Origin of the sequence: Marinobacter sp. R17 (assembly GCF_003789045.1) — a bacterium.
Lineage (GTDB): Bacteria > Pseudomonadota > Gammaproteobacteria > Pseudomonadales > Oleiphilaceae > Marinobacter_A > Marinobacter_A mangrovi.
On the sequence record NZ_RHGZ01000005.1, the window covers coordinates 1 to 13,784 of the forward strand.

Sequence of the window (13,784 nt, forward strand, 5' to 3'; positions counted from 1 at the left end):
TTACGCTCCACGCTTCCTCCCCACGGTCAGTCGCCCTTCCGCAGTTGCGCTTCACTTCGCTCGCTGTGGCCAGCTCACGGGAGGACTTGCACCTCCAGGAGTGCGCCCGTGCCGGGCGCACAAAAAAACCCCGCAAATTGCGGGGTTAAGGCTAGCGCTGTGCTGGAGGGAACAATACCTGAAGCGCTTGGCGTCTCAGATATTGTCTTACTCGACACTTTCTATTCTGCACATCCGGGGTTACACCCAAGTGGCCCCGCAATTACACTTTTTTAAGGGGTCGGCCGGGAACTTTTTGGTCATTCTAGGTTGAGCATTCTAGAAACCCGCCCTAGATTCTGCGCACAGGTATGAAAGCGCTGTCCGCCAGCCATTGAGGCTGATCGGCGACGACACACAGTAATACGAGGTGCACCCGGATGAATGTGAAAAAAGCGATCGACATGGCCCTGAACGGGCTGGATGCAGTGGGCTACCGACTGGATCAGTACGGCGTCACCAGCAAGGTGAACCGCCATACGCTGATTGCCCTGGCCATGGCCGAGCAGAAACACCTGGAAGGGGAATGGGACAGCCTGCAGGCGCGCTACGGCAGCCAGATCCGCCGTGTCGAAGGCCTGGTTGACCGCGCCCGGGGTCTGGCGCGCATCTGATCACCCGGGCGTGAGTCCGGCCGCTCACGACTGCGAGAGGCTGGACTCCTGCTGGGTTTCTTTCTCGTCGGGCTCCACCGCGCCGGCCTGCAGGGCCTGCTCCTGAACCCGCAGCGCCTTGCCGCGAATCGGACGATAGAGTGGCAGGAAAACCTGCACGCGCAGTCCGGGGTTTTCCTCGCCGGGCCGGCGGTCACTCAACTCGATGCGGCCCTGGTGAATCTCCGTCACCGCGCTGACCAGACTGAGACCAAGGCCGTTGCCGGGTAACGACCGACTCTTGCCGACCCGATAGAAGCGCTGGAAGACATTGTCCTTCTCGCTGTCCGGGATACCGATGCCGCTGTCGCTGACTTCCAGAACCGCTTCGCCTTCCAGCTCTTCCACCGCCACGCGGATATCGCCCTGCTCCGGCGTGTACTTGATGGCGTTGTCGATCAGGTTGCTGACCATCTGGAACAGCAGGTCGCGGTCCCCTTCGATCTTCACTTCCATGCTGATGGCCTGTTCGAAGGCCTGGTCCTTGTCCTCGGCCACCGCCTCGTAGAGCTCGCAGGCATCGGCCACCAGTTCGCCGAGTGAGATGACGGTTTTGTCGGCAGCATTACCGCGGGTTTCCAGGCGAGCAATCCGCAGCAGGGCGTTGAAGGTGGCCAGCAGCTGATCCGCCTCCGACACGGCCTTGGCCGCCTGATCGCGGGCCTCGTCGTTGTCGACCGCCATCAGGGTGTTCTCGAGCTGATTCCGCAGCCGGGTCAACGGCGTGCGCAGATCGTGGGCGATGCTGTCGGAAACGTGGCGAATGCCTTCCATCAGGTAGACGATGCGGTCGAGCATCTGGTTGAGGTTGTCCGCCAGCTGGTCGAAATCGTCGTTGGTGCCGCGCGTGGGTATCCTCAAGGACAGGTGACCGTTCATGATCCGCCGGGAGATGGCGTTGATCACCTCGATCCGTTTGGTGGTGCTGCGGCTCATCATGAAACCGCCCAGCAGCGCGAGCGCCAGGGTGATGCCCATGCCCCAGTTGATGGCGCGCTCGATCAGGCGCTTGAGAGTGGTGAGTTCCTGGACGTCGCGTCCGACCAGCAGGCGCAACCCGCCCTGCACCTCGAACACGCGGGCCCGCGCCAGGCGCTCGGAGCCTTTCCAGCCCACCTTGTCGTCCAGGGTGAAGTTGATCCAGCCGTTCTGGATCTGGGCTTCTTCCGGCCAGGTACTGAGGTTACCGGCCAGCTTGAGATAATCGTCGGTGGCCAGCAGGTAGAGGGATTTGGCGTTGGGATCCCGGGCCACCCGCTCCCGGATGATGGTGATGAGGCCGTTGACGCCACGGCCCCGGTACTGCTCGGCCAGACCGGCGATTTCCGCCTCGATGGTTTCATCCGTCTGTTCGGTCATGAAACCGGCGGTTCGCCAGTAGATAAACGCCAGCAACAGGAATACGGAGGTGGCGAAAACCACCATGTAAAGCAGGGCCAGCTGAAAGGTGGAGGTTTTGAGCTGACTAAGTATCTTCACGCAACATGTATCCTGCGCCCCGCACCGTTTGCAGCAACGGCGTATCGAATTCCTTGTCGATCTTTGCGCGCAGCCGGCTGATGTGGACGTCGATCACGTTGGTCTGGGGATCGAAGTGATAGTCCCACACCTTCTCCAGCAGCATGGTTCGGGTCACCACCTGGCCGGCGTTGCGCATCAGGTATTCCAGCAGTCGGAATTCCCGGGGCTGAACGTCGATGTTCTGGCCGGACCGCTTGACCGTACGGGCCAGCAAATCCATTTCCAGGTCCGCCACGCGCAGCACGGTTTCTGTTTCCGGCGACTGGCGGTTACGGCGCACCAGGGCGTCGATCCGGGCCAGCAGCTCGGTGAACGAGAACGGCTTGGTCAGGTAGTCGTCACCGCCGCCTCGCAAACCTTCGACGCGGTCGTCCACGTCGCCCAGGGCGCTGAGGATCAGCACCGGCACGCTGTTACCGGTGGCCCGAACCGTCTTGATGATGTTCAGACCGTCCATGCCCGGCAGCATCCGGTCGACAATCATGATGTCGTAGTCTTCGCTCGCTGCCAGCATCAGCCCGTCTTTGCCGTCAGCCGCGTGATCGACGACGAAGTCGGACTCCTTCAGTCCCTTGACGAGGTAGGTTGCTACATCATGATCGTCTTCAATTACCAGCGCTCTCACCGGTCAGGCCTCCCGCAATGCGTGAATGGAATGACTACAGAGTACGAACCGCTACATTAAACAGCCAGTTAACATCTTGTAAGAGGGTGTCGCAAATGGCGACGGTCAGCTCATGACGACGCACCCAGCCAGGACAGGCTGGCCGATGTGGCACCGCTGGGGTGGTACTCCGCGCTGACCCACCCACTATAGCCTATTTCGTCCAGGGTACTGAAAATTCTGTCAAAATTTATCTCACCGGTGCCGGGCTCGTGGCGGCCGGGATTGTCGGCGAACTGGATATGACCGATGTCGGGTAAATAGCGCTCCAGCGATCGGATCAGATCGCCGGACATGATCTGCATGTGGTACAGGTCATACTGCAAGGCAATGTTCGGTTCATCCGCCGCCTCAATCATGGCCAGGGTTTTCTCGGCCGTGTCCAGGAAGAAGCCGGGCATGTCCACCCGGGAATTGATGGCTTCCACCGTCAGGGTGATCCCGGCCGGCGCCAGCTGTTGCGCCGCCCAGCGCAGGTTGGCCACCAGGGTATCCCGCGCCACCCCGTCATCCAGACCGACGGGTTTGATGCCCGCCAGGCAGTTCAGGCGCGTGCATTCCAGTGCCCCGGCGTAGTCGAGTGCCCGGGCTACGCCCTCACGGAACGCATCCACCCGGTCCGGCAGGCAGGCGATGCCCCGCTCCCCGGCGGCCCAGTCACCGGGTGGCAGGTTGAACAGCACCTGGGTCAACCGATGATCTTTCAGGCGGGCCTGCAATTCGTGGACGGGCCATTCGTAGGGAAACAGGTACTCGACGCCCCTGAAGCCATCCGATGCGGCCGCTTCAAAGCGATCCAGAAAAGGCAGCTCCGTATACAGCAGGGTCAGGTTGGCAGCGAAGCGCGGCATGGCTTACTTCCGGTTGGCTTTGGCCCGTGGCGGCAGGTCCGGATCGGACATCTGCACGCCGTTGAGATGCTCCAGCGCCAACAACAGGCCGCTGTGGTCCGCTTCGCCCTGGCCATTGGCGATCAGGGACAGGTATTCGTCGTGGGTGCGCTGCGCCAGCGGCAGGGTCAGGTTCTCCGCGCGGGCCTCGTCGAGGATCATGCGCATGTCCTTGAGCTGGATGCGCGAAGGCGCGCCCGGGTCAAAACGGCGGTCGATCATGCGCTGGCCGTGCAGCTCCAGGATGCGGCTGCCGGCAAACCCGCCCATCAGGGCCTCGCGCACCGCCGCCGGATCCGCCCCACCCCGGGCGGCCAGCATCAGCGCCTCTGATACCGCGCCGATGGTGATGCCGACGATGGCCTGGTTGGCCAGCTTGGCCAGTTGCCCGCTGCCCGCCGGGCCGATGTGCGTCACCTTGCCCAAACGTTCAAGCACCGGGCGAGCCTGTTCCAGCGTTGACGCCTCGCCCCCGGCCATAATGCTCAGGCTGGCGGCTTCCGCCCCGACCGTACCCCCGGACACCGGTGCATCCAGGTAGCCCACATCGCAAGCCAGACAGCGTTCGGCGTGGTCGCGGGCCAGCGATGGTTGTACCGAACTCATGTCGATCACGATGCTGCCCGGCCGCAGCGCATCGATCACGCCCTGGTTCACCAGCACATCGTCCACCACCGGGCCGTTTTCCAGCATGGTGATGACAATGTCCGCTCCGGCGACAGCGTCTGTTGGGGAGTCTACGACGGCGGCGCGCTCGGCGAAGGGGGCGCACTTGCTGCGGGTGCGGTTCCACAGGGTCATGGGGTAGCCGGCCTGAAGCAGGTTCTCGGTCATGGGCGCCCCCATGAGGCCGATTCCGAGGAAGGCAATACGAGGTTGGGTCATAGCAACGGGCTTTCCGGGCAGTGGAAAAGTCCCGATGATAACGGATTGCGGGGGACTCTGCCGACGGGCACGGGTTACCCCCCACAAACAAAAACGCCACGGACCATCACGGCCGTGGCGTTTTTCGGTTCAGATCGCGTGCGATCAGGCGACTTCAGGCTCGCCCATCTGCAACCGGATCTTCTTCATGGCGTTCTTCTCGAGCTGTCGAATCCGTTCGGCAGACACGCCGTACTTGTCCGCCAGCTCATGCAACGTGGACTTGCTCTCGCTCAACCAACGCTCACGCAGGATGTCCTGGCTGCGCTCATCGAGGCCGGACAGCGCGCTCATCAGGCGACTGTTGGAATCCTCCGTCCAGTCGGACTGCTCCAACTGCTTGGCCGGGTCGCTGCGACGGTCTTCCAGATAATAGGCCGGCGCCTGATAGGCGTTATCGTCGTCATCGTCCATCGGACCGTCGAACGCCGTATCCTGTGAGGCCAGACGGCCCTCCATCTCGCGCACGACCTTGGGCTCCACACCCAGATCCTCGGCGACCCGGTTGAGTTCGTCGTGCGTCAACCACGCCAGGCGCTTCTTCTGACTGCGCAGGTTGAAGAACAGTTTGCGCTGCGCCTTGGTGGTCGCGACTTTCACGATGCGCCAGTTGCGCAGGATAAACTCGTGAATCTCGGCCTTGATCCAGTGCACGGCAAACGACACCAGACGCACCCCGTATTCTGGGTTGAAGCGTTTGACGGCCTTCATCAGGCCGACGTTGCCTTCCTGGATCAGATCCGACTGAGCCAGTCCGTAACCGGAGTAACTGCGGGCAATGTGCACGACAAAGCGCAGATGGGACATCACCAGACGACGCGCCGCTTCCAGGTCATTGTCCTGATGCAGGCGTTCGGCCAGTTCCTTTTCTTCAGCGGCGGACAGCATCGGGATGCTGCTTGCGGCCTGGATGTAGGCCTCAAGATTCGCACCCGGAACCATTCGATCTGTCAGCTGTAAGCTTGTACCCATGCTTTTCCTCCGCAACGTGGCGACCCACTAATATAGCAATCATTGTTATGACCGCCAAGTCGCCTGAAAGTTCCATGCCTTCAGGAATGAAACCTTCAATATCAATGTGTTGGCTCGATTTCGACGTGTCGGACCGGCAATAAAACGGTCACCACCAACACTTTCGTTACTCTGTTGTACCGGTCACCGGCAAAATCGACTATACGGTGAACCCGAAACGGCCCCGGCATCAGCCGGCCGTCGCACGGGCTTCAATCTGGTTGGGTTCGATCGCCTCAAGATGGCGCTTTACGGCCAGCCAGGCGCCCATCCACCCTAACAGCACTGACACCATCAGCAAGCCCAGCGTGCCATCCCAGGACAAGCCGCTCAGTTCAAATTCGCTGCGATACAGACTCGCCAGCCGCTGGACCGGGCCGCTCATCCACCACAGGGTTACCTGCAGCAGGATAAAGGCCACGATACCGCCACCCAGGCCATACCAGACGCCGGTATACAGGAACGGCCGACGCACGAAAGCGTCGGTGCCCCCCACCAGTTTGGCCACCAGGATTTCATCGCGCCGGTTTTCGATGGCCAGTCGAATGGTGTTGCCGATCACCAGGATCACCGCCGCCGCCAGCAGTAGCCCCAACGCCCAGACCCCGCGCCCCAGCAGGTCGGTAATGGTGTTGAGCCGTTGCAGCCAGCCCAGATCCACCTGGACCCGGGCCACGTCTTTCAGATCTTCCAGTGCCACCATCAGCTTCTGCATGCCAATCTGGTTGCGGACGGACTCGTCCGGCGTCAGCAGCAGGGTGTGCGGCAGCGGGTTTTCATCCAGGTAGTCCAGCGCATCGGCCAGACCCGACGACGCCCGGAATTCTTTCAGGGCCTCGTCCTTGGTGATCACCGTCACGTCGGTGACATCCGGCCGGCTGGCGACCTGGGCCCGCAGACGATCGAGATCATCCGTGGTGGCGGACTGGTCCAGATAGACGGTCACCCGGGCGGTGCTCTCCCAACCGGCGCTCACGCCCTGCAAACTGGTCAGCAGCAGCAACAACCCCACTGGCAGGGCCAGCGCGATGCCCATCACCAGCCAGGTCATCAGGCTGGCAACCGGCGCCCGCCACAGGCGCTCGGCGCTGTCGCGGGCGGTCTTGCGATGATGCAGCAGGTAACTGCCCAGCAGTTCCTTCCAGGGAGAACGGGTGGAGGCGGCTCCGCGGGCCCGACGTTCAGTGGCCATACAGCGCCTCCTCGTCCGGCATGGCGTCGCCCGAGGTCATCTCGCCGTTGCGCAGGGTCAGAACGCGCCGGCGCATGTGCCGGATCAGGGCGATGTCGTGACTGGCAATCAGGACGGTGACACCCACCTGACTGAACTGCTCGAACAGGTGCATGATGTCCGCCGACAATTCCGGATCCAGGTTACCGGTGGGCTCATCCGCCAGCAGCAGTGGCGGCTTGTTGACCACGGCGCGGGCGATGCCCACTCGCTGCTGCTCCCCGCCGGAGAGCTGGATCGGGTTCATCTTCTCTTTGTTGAGCAGGCCCACCTTATCCAGGGCCGCCCGCACCCGGCGACCGATTTCCCGGTGCGGCACACCGGTCACTTCCAGCGGCATGGCCACGTTGTCGAAAACCGTGCGGTCGAACAGCAACTGGTGGTTCTGGAACACGACGCCGATGTGGCGGCGAATGAAGGGAATCTGGCGGCGCGGCAGCTGGTTCAGGCGTTGGCCACCGACGATAACGTGTCCGCCGGTGGGCCGCTCCATCAGCATGATAAGTTTGAGCAGGGTACTCTTGCCGGCGCCGGAATGGCCGGTCAGGAAAGCCAGCTCGCCCCGATTCATCGCGAAGCTGACGGCTTTCAGGGCCGTGTGCCCGCCTTCATAGCGTTTGCTGACTTTCTCGAACTCGATCAACTGCTTGTTTCCTGTCTGGAAATACGTGCCCGGCCCGGCCGCGCGAGGACGGCCTCATCGCCGGCCACTCCCGTTTATTCGTCGAAAAGCGCCTCGACAAAGGATTCGGCATCAAACGGACGCAGGTCTTCCGCCTGTTCGCCCACGCCGATGTAGCGAATCGGCAGTTTCAGTTGGCGCGCCACGGCAAAGATAATACCGCCCTTGGCGGTGCCGTCGAGCTTGGTCAGGGTGATGCCACTGACACCAACGGCCTGCTGAAACACCTGCGCCTGGCTCAGGGCATTCTGACCGGTTCCGGCATCCAGTACCAGCATCACTTCATGGGGGGCGGAATCGTCCAGCTTCTTCATCACCCGGACGACCTTCTCCAGCTCGGACATCAGGTTGTCCTTGTTCTGCAGACGGCCCGCCGTATCGGCGATCACCACGTCGACACCGCGGGACTGGGCGGACTGCACCGCGTCGTAGATCACTGAGGCGCTGTCGGCGCCGGTGTGTTGGGCGACCACGGGCACTTCGTTTCGCTCGCCCCAGACCTGCAGCTGCTCCACCGCCGCCGCACGGAAGGTATCGCCGGCCGCCAGCATGACGGACTTACCCTCGGCCTTGAACTTGCGGGCCATCTTGCCAATCGTCGTGGTCTTGCCGACACCGTTGACGCCGACCACCAGCATGACGAACGGTTTCTTGCCGGTGTCGATATTGAGCGGCTCGGTACTGTCCACCAGCAGGTCCCGCAGATCATTCTTCAAGGCCTCGCGCACCGCCTGACCGTCCTTGAGCTGCTTGCGCTCCAGCTTGTCGGTCAGGGACCCGATGATCTCGGTGGTCGCGGTGATGCCCACATCCGCGGTCAGCAGCGTGGTTTCGATCTCTTCAAGCAGGTCCTCGTCCACCGATTTGCCGGTGCTGAACAGATCGGACAGGCCGGACGACAGGTTGGCGCGGGTCTTGCCCAGGCCGCTCTTGATGCGCTGGAAAACACTCGCGGACGATTCCGGTTCAGGGACGGGCTCAGGCGCCGGCTTTTCCGGCTCGACCGCCGGTTCCGGGGCGGGCGTTTCTGCTTCGGCTTCCGCTTCGACCGTTTCGGTAACCGCTGGCGTCTCGGCAGGCGTGGCTCCGGCCTGGGGCTGAGGTTCACGCTGCGGAACTGCCTTGGGACGCGGACGCGCCCGGCGGCGATTCACCAGTTCCACAACAAATACAAGCACCAGCAGGACCAGAAGTCCTGTCATAATCCACTCTGCCTTCATCTTTTGCAGTTCCGTCGGTCAAGAGGTGAGAAATCGAAGGTGTCACTACACCGGGCGCGGCGCCCGGGACACGCCGTCAGAGCCGCGTATTCTAGCGAGCTGACCAATGATCGTCCAAATTGATGGCGGTTTTGGTTAGACTGCGCGCGTCTAAACCCATCGGTGGAGCTCTTAACGACCATGCCACGCAAGCCGAACCGAAAAAACGGCCGACCTCCGGCCCGACGCCGTGCCATCCAAGCCACCGTCCAGGACACGGGTGAACTCCGCCTCATCGGCGGCGACTGGCGCAGCCGGCGCCTGACCTTTCCCGCCGTGGGCGGCGTCCGACCAACACCCTCACGGGTCCGCGAAACCCTGTTCAACTGGCTGATGCCGGTGGTCCCCGGCGCAAGTTGCCTGGACCTGTTCGCCGGCAGCGGCGTCCTGGGACTGGAAGCCCTGTCCCGCGGGGCCCGCGAAGCGGTGTTCGTGGATCACACCCGGGCCCTGTGCGACGCCCTGAAAGCCAACCTGGCCCGGCTTAAGTCCGATACCGGCCGGGTCGTCTGCCAGGATGTCGCCGGCTTTCTGGGGCAGACCGCGGACGCGCCATTCGACCTGCTCCTGATGGATCCGCCGTTTCGCGAGAACTGGCTGGACCGGCTGCTCCCGCTGATTGTCGACAACGGCTGGGTCGCCGACGGCAGCTGGGTGTATATCGAGCATGAGAGCGAACGGAGCCAGGTGGTGGTGCCATCCAACTGGTCACTGCATCGGGAGAAAGTCGCCGGTCAGGTGTGCTACCGGCTGTACAAGGTAGGTGCTTGATCCGGTTCTGATCCGGCTGCGCGCAGCCGGATCAGACCGGGATTCAATCAGGATGCCGGGCGCAGGGCGTAGGACTTCAGGTGCGCGGCAAACTCTTCCAGGTAGCGAATACCGCTTTCTTCGGCGTCGCGGCACCATTCCGCCAGCGCGTGCAGTTTGTCCTGCGGCTTCAGGCCACGGCGGCGCCACAGCGCCTGCAGCTCGTGACTCTTGTCGTAGATCTGACGCAGCACGGCGTTGCGTTCCAGCAGCGATTCCAGCTTTTTCTGGTCGTGCGGCTTGATTAGAGAACTCTCCCGCGACAGCAGCTTGCGGGCCTTGCTGTACAACGGCTTGATGTCTTCTTCCATCACCTGCTTCTGCTGGCGCAGGACCGGCTCCAGCACGCGCTTGCGATACTGGCGCATGATGTCGAAGCGGTTGTTGGCGATCGCCTGCACGGTTTCCACGTCCATATCCAGCTTGCCCGGTACGCGGTGCGCAATCGGACGATAGCCTTTCGGCTTGGCCAGGCGGAAGAACTGGAACAGGCGGATATAGCCCCAGCCAATATCCACTTCGTACCAGCGACGCGACAGCTTGGACGAGTTCGGATAGGTGTGGTGGTTATTGTGCAGCTCCTCACCGCCGATGATCAGACCCCAGGGCACGATATTGCGGGCGTTGTCGCTGCATTCGAAATTACGGTAGCCGAAATAGTGGCCAATGCCGTTGATCACGCCGGCCGCCCAGAGCGGGATCCACATCATCTGAATCGCCCAGATCCAGATGCCATTGACGCCAAACAACGCCAGATCAATCACCGCCATCAAGACGATGCCCATCAATTTATGCGGGGTGTAGACCTTGCGTTCAATCCAGTCTTCCGGGGTGCGCTGGCCATAGCGGGCCAGGGTTTCCGGCGTGGCGGCTTCCTGATACAGCTCGGCGCCTTCGGCCAGCACTTTTTTCAGACCCTTGACCACCGGACTGTGGGGATCGTCTTCGGTTTCACACGTGGCGTGGTGCTTGCGGTGGATGGCGGTCCATTCCTTGGTGTTCTGGCCGGTGGTCAGCCACAGCCAGAAGCGGAAGAAATGCGCCAGTGCCGGGTGCAGATCCAGCGAGTTGTGCGCCGAATGCCGGTGCAGGTAAAGGGTGACGCTGACGATGGTCACGTGAGTGAGTCCCAGTACCACCAGCACCAGCTGCCAGGCCGGGAGGTCCAGGAGACCGTTGTACCACATAGGATGTTTCCTCGAAGAAATAACGCGGGCGAAAAGACGTTCCGTATCTCTCCGCGATGGAACCTGACAAATCAGAGACCGCGTGAAAGCGCGCCAAACGCCTTTGTCTTCACGCCATCTCGCACTCAGGAGCCTTTCTTATACCGCCAATAGTTGAGGAACTCCTGGACGTTCGCAGTCTAGCGTACAGCTGTAAGCTACAACAAGCCTCGCAGCCCAATCCATGTCTATTTTGTGACCAGTCGCGAGTCTTTGTAAGTCTCGATTACAGTCGGTACGGAAAGCCGGCCATGGGGCACCCGGGCGTTTGACTTCCCGCCCCCGTAGGCGACAATCCGCATCCTGAACTGCCCGTGACCGAGGAGTCGACCTTGCCTGAACTGCCCGAAGTGGAAACCACCCGACGCGGTATTGCCCCTTTCCTGGAAAACCGGGTAATCCGCAGTGCCCGGGTGCACGAGCCACGCCTGCGCTGGCCGATTCCCGACGATCTGGCCCAGCGTCTGACCGGTGCCACGCCGCGGCAGGTAGACCGGCGCGCCAAGTACCTGCTGGTGCGTTTCGATAACGGCACGCTGATGATCCACCTGGGCATGTCCGGCAGCCTGCGCATCGTGACCGACGGTACGCCCCGCCTGACCCATGACCACGTGGAACTGGAGCTGGGCGACAACCGGTGGCTGCGTTACAACGATCCGCGCCGGTTCGGGGCCTGGTTGTGGAGCGACGATCCCGACGCGCATCCCCTGATCAGCCACCTGGGCCCGGAACCGCTGGATCCGGTGGCGTTTACCGGCTATCAGCTCTACCGGCAGTCCCGCGGGCGCAGCACCGCCATCAAGTCCTTCATCATGGACAGTCGCATTGTAGTCGGGGTAGGGAACATTTACGCCAATGAAGCGCTCCACATGGCCGGCATTCACCCGGGCCGGGCCGCCGGCCGCATTGGACGGGACCGGATGGTCCGCCTGGTGGAGGCCATCCGGGAAATTCTCACGGCCGCCATCCTGATGGGCGGCACCACCCTGCGGGATTTCGTCAACAGCGACGGCAAGCCGGGCTACTTTGCCCAGTCCCTGAACGTGTACGGCCGCGGTGGCGAACCCTGCAGCCAGTGCGGAACCACCCTGAAGGAAATCCGGCTGGGACAGCGCTCTACGGTGTATTGCCCCCGCTGCCAGCGCTAAAGCGAAGCGCGTAACGTGTCACACTGAGTGACAGAAAAACGTTTGAAATCACGGCACCATGAGCCATAGTTAACCCATCTGAACCAGAAAACCGGCGTCCTGCCCCGGATGGCCGGACGGTATTCCGGAATTTCCAGGAGAATCAGCAATGTCCAAGTTTGCACGTGTTTTCGTCATGACCCTCGCCGTCAGCCTGATGGGCTTTTCCTCCCTGGGCTACGCCAACCCCGTCGAAGAAGAGCCGTCCGCCTTCGCCATGACCGCCGATGCCCTGTTCGCTCGCCCGGTCCTGCTGGCCACGACGATCGTTGGCGGTGCGGTGTATGTAGTGTCCCTGCCCTTCTCGCTGCTGGGCGGTAATGCCAAGGAAGCGGGCGAGACGCTGTTCCTGGGACCGGCAGAAGCCACGTTTGTCCGTTGTCTGGGCTGCACCCAGTCCGGCCGCAAGCAGGACACTGTCGCCAACACCCAGTAACGTCGCGGCAAGGCCCTATTGCCCCGACCCGGGATCTGCGGCAGGCTTGAATATCACTCTCTGATATCGGGCCTGCCCCATGATCGATTGGTCAGCGCTGGACACGGTGTTCCTGGATATGGACGGAACACTGCTGGACCTGCACTTCGACAGCCACTTCTGGCTCGACCACCTGCCCCGTCGTTACGCTGAACTCAAATCCGTGAGCCACGCGGCGGCGCGCGAGCACATCATCCCCCAGATCGAATCGGAAAAAGGCTCCCTGCAGTGGTACTGCGTGGACTACTGGAGCGATCGCCTGGATGTGGACATCACCGCCCTCAAGCGCGAAGTCGCCGATCGCATCAACTACCGCCCGCATGCGGAATCGTTCATGGGGAAACTGCGTGACAGCGGCCGCCGCAGCGTGATCGTCACCAACTGCCACCCCAAACCGCTGGCCCTGAAACTTGAAAAAACCGGCCTCGACCGCCATGTCGATCGAATCCTGTCGACCCACGACTTCGGACGCCCGAAAGAGGACATCCGGTTCTGGGCCGATCTGGCGGCAGTCGAGCCCTATCGGGCCGAACGCACGCTGATGGTGGACGACAATCTGTCGGTCCTGGCCAGCGCCCGGCAAGCCGGCATTGGCCAGCAGTTGGCCATCCTGGCGCCCGACAGCCGGGAACCGGTGCGCGCGGCCCAGGCCGGGACGCCGTCGATTGCTCACTTTGATGAAATCCTGGCGGATATTTCACCCGTCCCCATGCCGGGTTGATCGCGTTATAATCAAGTAAGGATCGTCGGCGGGCACACCGACACAGATACACCCGGCTACCGGAGCATCATGAGTTCAGCAGAAACCAATGACCGGGTGCGGCTCGACAAGTGGCTCTGGGCCGCACGCTTCTACAAGACCCGAACCATCGCCAAGGAAGCCATCGAAGGCGGCAAGGTTCATTACAACAGTCAGCGCACCAAGCCGGGTAAACCGGTGGAAGTGGGCGCGCGGCTGCGGCTGAGACTGGGTCATCAGGAAAAGGAAGTCATTGTCGACGACATCAGCGACCGTCGGCGCGCGGCTCCGGAAGCGCAGAAGCTCTACCACGAGACCGCGGAGAGCGAGAAGAAGCGCGAAGAGATCGCCTGGCAGCGCAAGACCATGCAGGCCGCCCAGTTGCCGCCGGCACGGCGCCCGACCAAGAAAGATCGCCGGGACTTGCAGCGTTTCCGGGATCAGCACGGGCTCTGACAGCAATCATTTGACGC

At 62.3% G+C, this 13,784-nt stretch carries 15 protein-coding genes; 6 read left to right on the forward strand and 9 right to left on the reverse strand.

Annotation, left to right across the window (positions count from 1 at the left end):
* Positions 1-419 precede the first annotated feature (419 nt).
* Positions 420-653: a hypothetical protein gene (locus tag EB809_RS05140; RefSeq protein ID WP_123633753.1), complete on the forward strand. Its 234-nt coding sequence runs from the start codon at positions 420-422 to the stop codon at positions 651-653.
* A gap of 24 nt (positions 654-677) precedes the next feature.
* Here the strand turns inward: EB809_RS05140 and EB809_RS05145 are convergent, their stop codons facing one another.
* The 8 genes from EB809_RS05145 to ftsY form a co-directional block, all read right to left on the reverse strand.
* Entirely contained in the window at positions 678-2,171 is a 1,494-nt protein-coding gene (locus tag EB809_RS05145; RefSeq protein WP_123633754.1) for a sensor histidine kinase, read from the reverse strand.
* A complete protein-coding gene (locus EB809_RS05150; protein WP_123633755.1) occupies positions 2,158-2,838 on the reverse strand; it encodes a response regulator transcription factor in 681 nt (226 codons plus the stop codon). The genes EB809_RS05145 and EB809_RS05150 overlap by 14 nt, the downstream gene beginning before the upstream one ends.
* 110 nt (positions 2,839-2,948) lie before the next feature.
* Positions 2,949-3,728 carry a hydroxypyruvate isomerase gene (gene hyi, locus EB809_RS05155; protein ID WP_123633756.1) on the reverse strand — a complete coding sequence of 260 codons (780 nt, stop codon included), beginning with the start codon at positions 3,726-3,728 and terminating at the stop codon, positions 2,949-2,951.
* A 3-nt stretch (positions 3,729-3,731) separates the two neighbouring features.
* A complete protein-coding gene (locus EB809_RS05160) occupies positions 3,732-4,652 on the reverse strand; it encodes an NAD(P)-dependent oxidoreductase (protein WP_123633757.1) in 921 nt (306 codons plus the stop codon).
* A 144-nt stretch (positions 4,653-4,796) separates the two neighbouring features.
* Positions 4,797-5,663 carry an RNA polymerase sigma factor RpoH gene (gene rpoH / locus EB809_RS05165; RefSeq protein WP_123633758.1) on the reverse strand — a complete coding sequence of 289 codons (867 nt, stop codon included), beginning with the start codon at positions 5,661-5,663 and terminating at the stop codon, positions 4,797-4,799.
* Between the two features lie 229 nt (positions 5,664-5,892).
* Entirely contained in the window at positions 5,893-6,894 is a 1,002-nt protein-coding gene (gene ftsX / locus EB809_RS05170; RefSeq protein WP_123633759.1) for a permease-like cell division protein FtsX, read from the reverse strand.
* Positions 6,884-7,576 carry a cell division ATP-binding protein FtsE gene (gene ftsE / locus EB809_RS05175; protein ID WP_123633760.1) on the reverse strand — a complete coding sequence of 231 codons (693 nt, stop codon included), beginning with the start codon at positions 7,574-7,576 and terminating at the stop codon, positions 6,884-6,886. Before ftsE ends, ftsX begins: the two co-directional genes overlap by 11 nt.
* A gap of 74 nt (positions 7,577-7,650) precedes the next feature.
* Entirely contained in the window at positions 7,651-8,835 is a 1,185-nt protein-coding gene (ftsY, locus tag EB809_RS05180; RefSeq protein ID WP_123633761.1) for a signal recognition particle-docking protein FtsY, read from the reverse strand.
* Positions 8,836-9,015: 180 nt separating this feature from the next.
* Between ftsY and rsmD the strand changes: the two genes are divergently transcribed.
* A complete protein-coding gene (rsmD, locus tag EB809_RS05185; protein WP_123633762.1) occupies positions 9,016-9,645 on the forward strand; it encodes a 16S rRNA (guanine(966)-N(2))-methyltransferase RsmD in 630 nt (209 codons plus the stop codon).
* Between the two features lie 47 nt (positions 9,646-9,692).
* Here the strand turns inward: rsmD and EB809_RS05190 are convergent, their stop codons facing one another.
* Entirely contained in the window at positions 9,693-10,871 is a 1,179-nt protein-coding gene (locus EB809_RS05190; protein WP_123633763.1) for a fatty acid desaturase, read from the reverse strand.
* A gap of 371 nt (positions 10,872-11,242) precedes the next feature.
* On the opposite strand from EB809_RS05190, the gene mutM reads away from it, so the two are divergent.
* The 4 genes from mutM (at position 11,243) to hslR (ending at position 13,767) form a co-directional block, all read left to right on the forward strand.
* Positions 11,243-12,058 carry a bifunctional DNA-formamidopyrimidine glycosylase/DNA-(apurinic or apyrimidinic site) lyase gene (mutM, locus tag EB809_RS05195; RefSeq protein WP_123633764.1) on the forward strand — a complete coding sequence of 272 codons (816 nt, stop codon included), beginning with the start codon at positions 11,243-11,245 and terminating at the stop codon, positions 12,056-12,058.
* A 148-nt stretch (positions 12,059-12,206) separates the two neighbouring features.
* Positions 12,207-12,533: a hypothetical protein gene (locus EB809_RS05200; protein WP_123633765.1), complete on the forward strand. Its 327-nt coding sequence runs from the start codon at positions 12,207-12,209 to the stop codon at positions 12,531-12,533.
* Between the two features lie 79 nt (positions 12,534-12,612).
* Positions 12,613-13,293, forward strand: coding sequence for a GMP/IMP nucleotidase (yrfG, locus tag EB809_RS05205; protein WP_123633766.1), 681 nt, complete (start codon positions 12,613-12,615; stop codon positions 13,291-13,293).
* Between the two features lie 69 nt (positions 13,294-13,362).
* The gene (gene hslR / locus EB809_RS05210) at positions 13,363-13,767 is read left to right on the forward strand and encodes a ribosome-associated heat shock protein Hsp15 (protein WP_123633767.1); all 405 of its coding nucleotides are present in this window, start codon (positions 13,363-13,365) and stop codon (positions 13,765-13,767) included.
* Positions 13,768-13,784: the final 17 nt, after the last annotated feature.

Bases quoted from the DNA above. Each gene is read 5' to 3' on its own strand.
- EB809_RS05140 (WP_123633753.1), top strand. From the start codon at position 420: ATGAATGTGAAAAAAGCGATCGACATGGCCCTGAACGGGCTGGATGCA.
- hyi (WP_123633756.1), bottom strand. From the start codon at position 3,728: ATGCCGCGCTTCGCTGCCAACCTGACCCTGCTGTATACGGAGCTGCCT.
- EB809_RS05160 (WP_123633757.1), bottom strand. From the start codon at position 4,652: ATGACCCAACCTCGTATTGCCTTCCTCGGAATCGGCCTCATGGGGGCG.
- rpoH (WP_123633758.1), bottom strand. From the start codon at position 5,663: ATGGGTACAAGCTTACAGCTGACAGATCGAATGGTTCCGGGTGCGAAT.
- ftsX (WP_123633759.1), bottom strand. From the start codon at position 6,894: ATGGCCACTGAACGTCGGGCCCGCGGAGCCGCCTCCACCCGTTCTCCC.
- ftsY (WP_123633761.1), bottom strand. From the start codon at position 8,835: ATGAAGGCAGAGTGGATTATGACAGGACTTCTGGTCCTGCTGGTGCTT.
- rsmD (WP_123633762.1), top strand. From the start codon at position 9,016: ATGCCACGCAAGCCGAACCGAAAAAACGGCCGACCTCCGGCCCGACGC.
- EB809_RS05190 (WP_123633763.1), bottom strand. From the start codon at position 10,871: ATGTGGTACAACGGTCTCCTGGACCTCCCGGCCTGGCAGCTGGTGCTG.
- EB809_RS05200 (WP_123633765.1), top strand. From the start codon at position 12,207: ATGTCCAAGTTTGCACGTGTTTTCGTCATGACCCTCGCCGTCAGCCTG.
- yrfG (WP_123633766.1), top strand. From the start codon at position 12,613: ATGATCGATTGGTCAGCGCTGGACACGGTGTTCCTGGATATGGACGGA.
- hslR (WP_123633767.1), top strand. From the start codon at position 13,363: ATGAGTTCAGCAGAAACCAATGACCGGGTGCGGCTCGACAAGTGGCTC.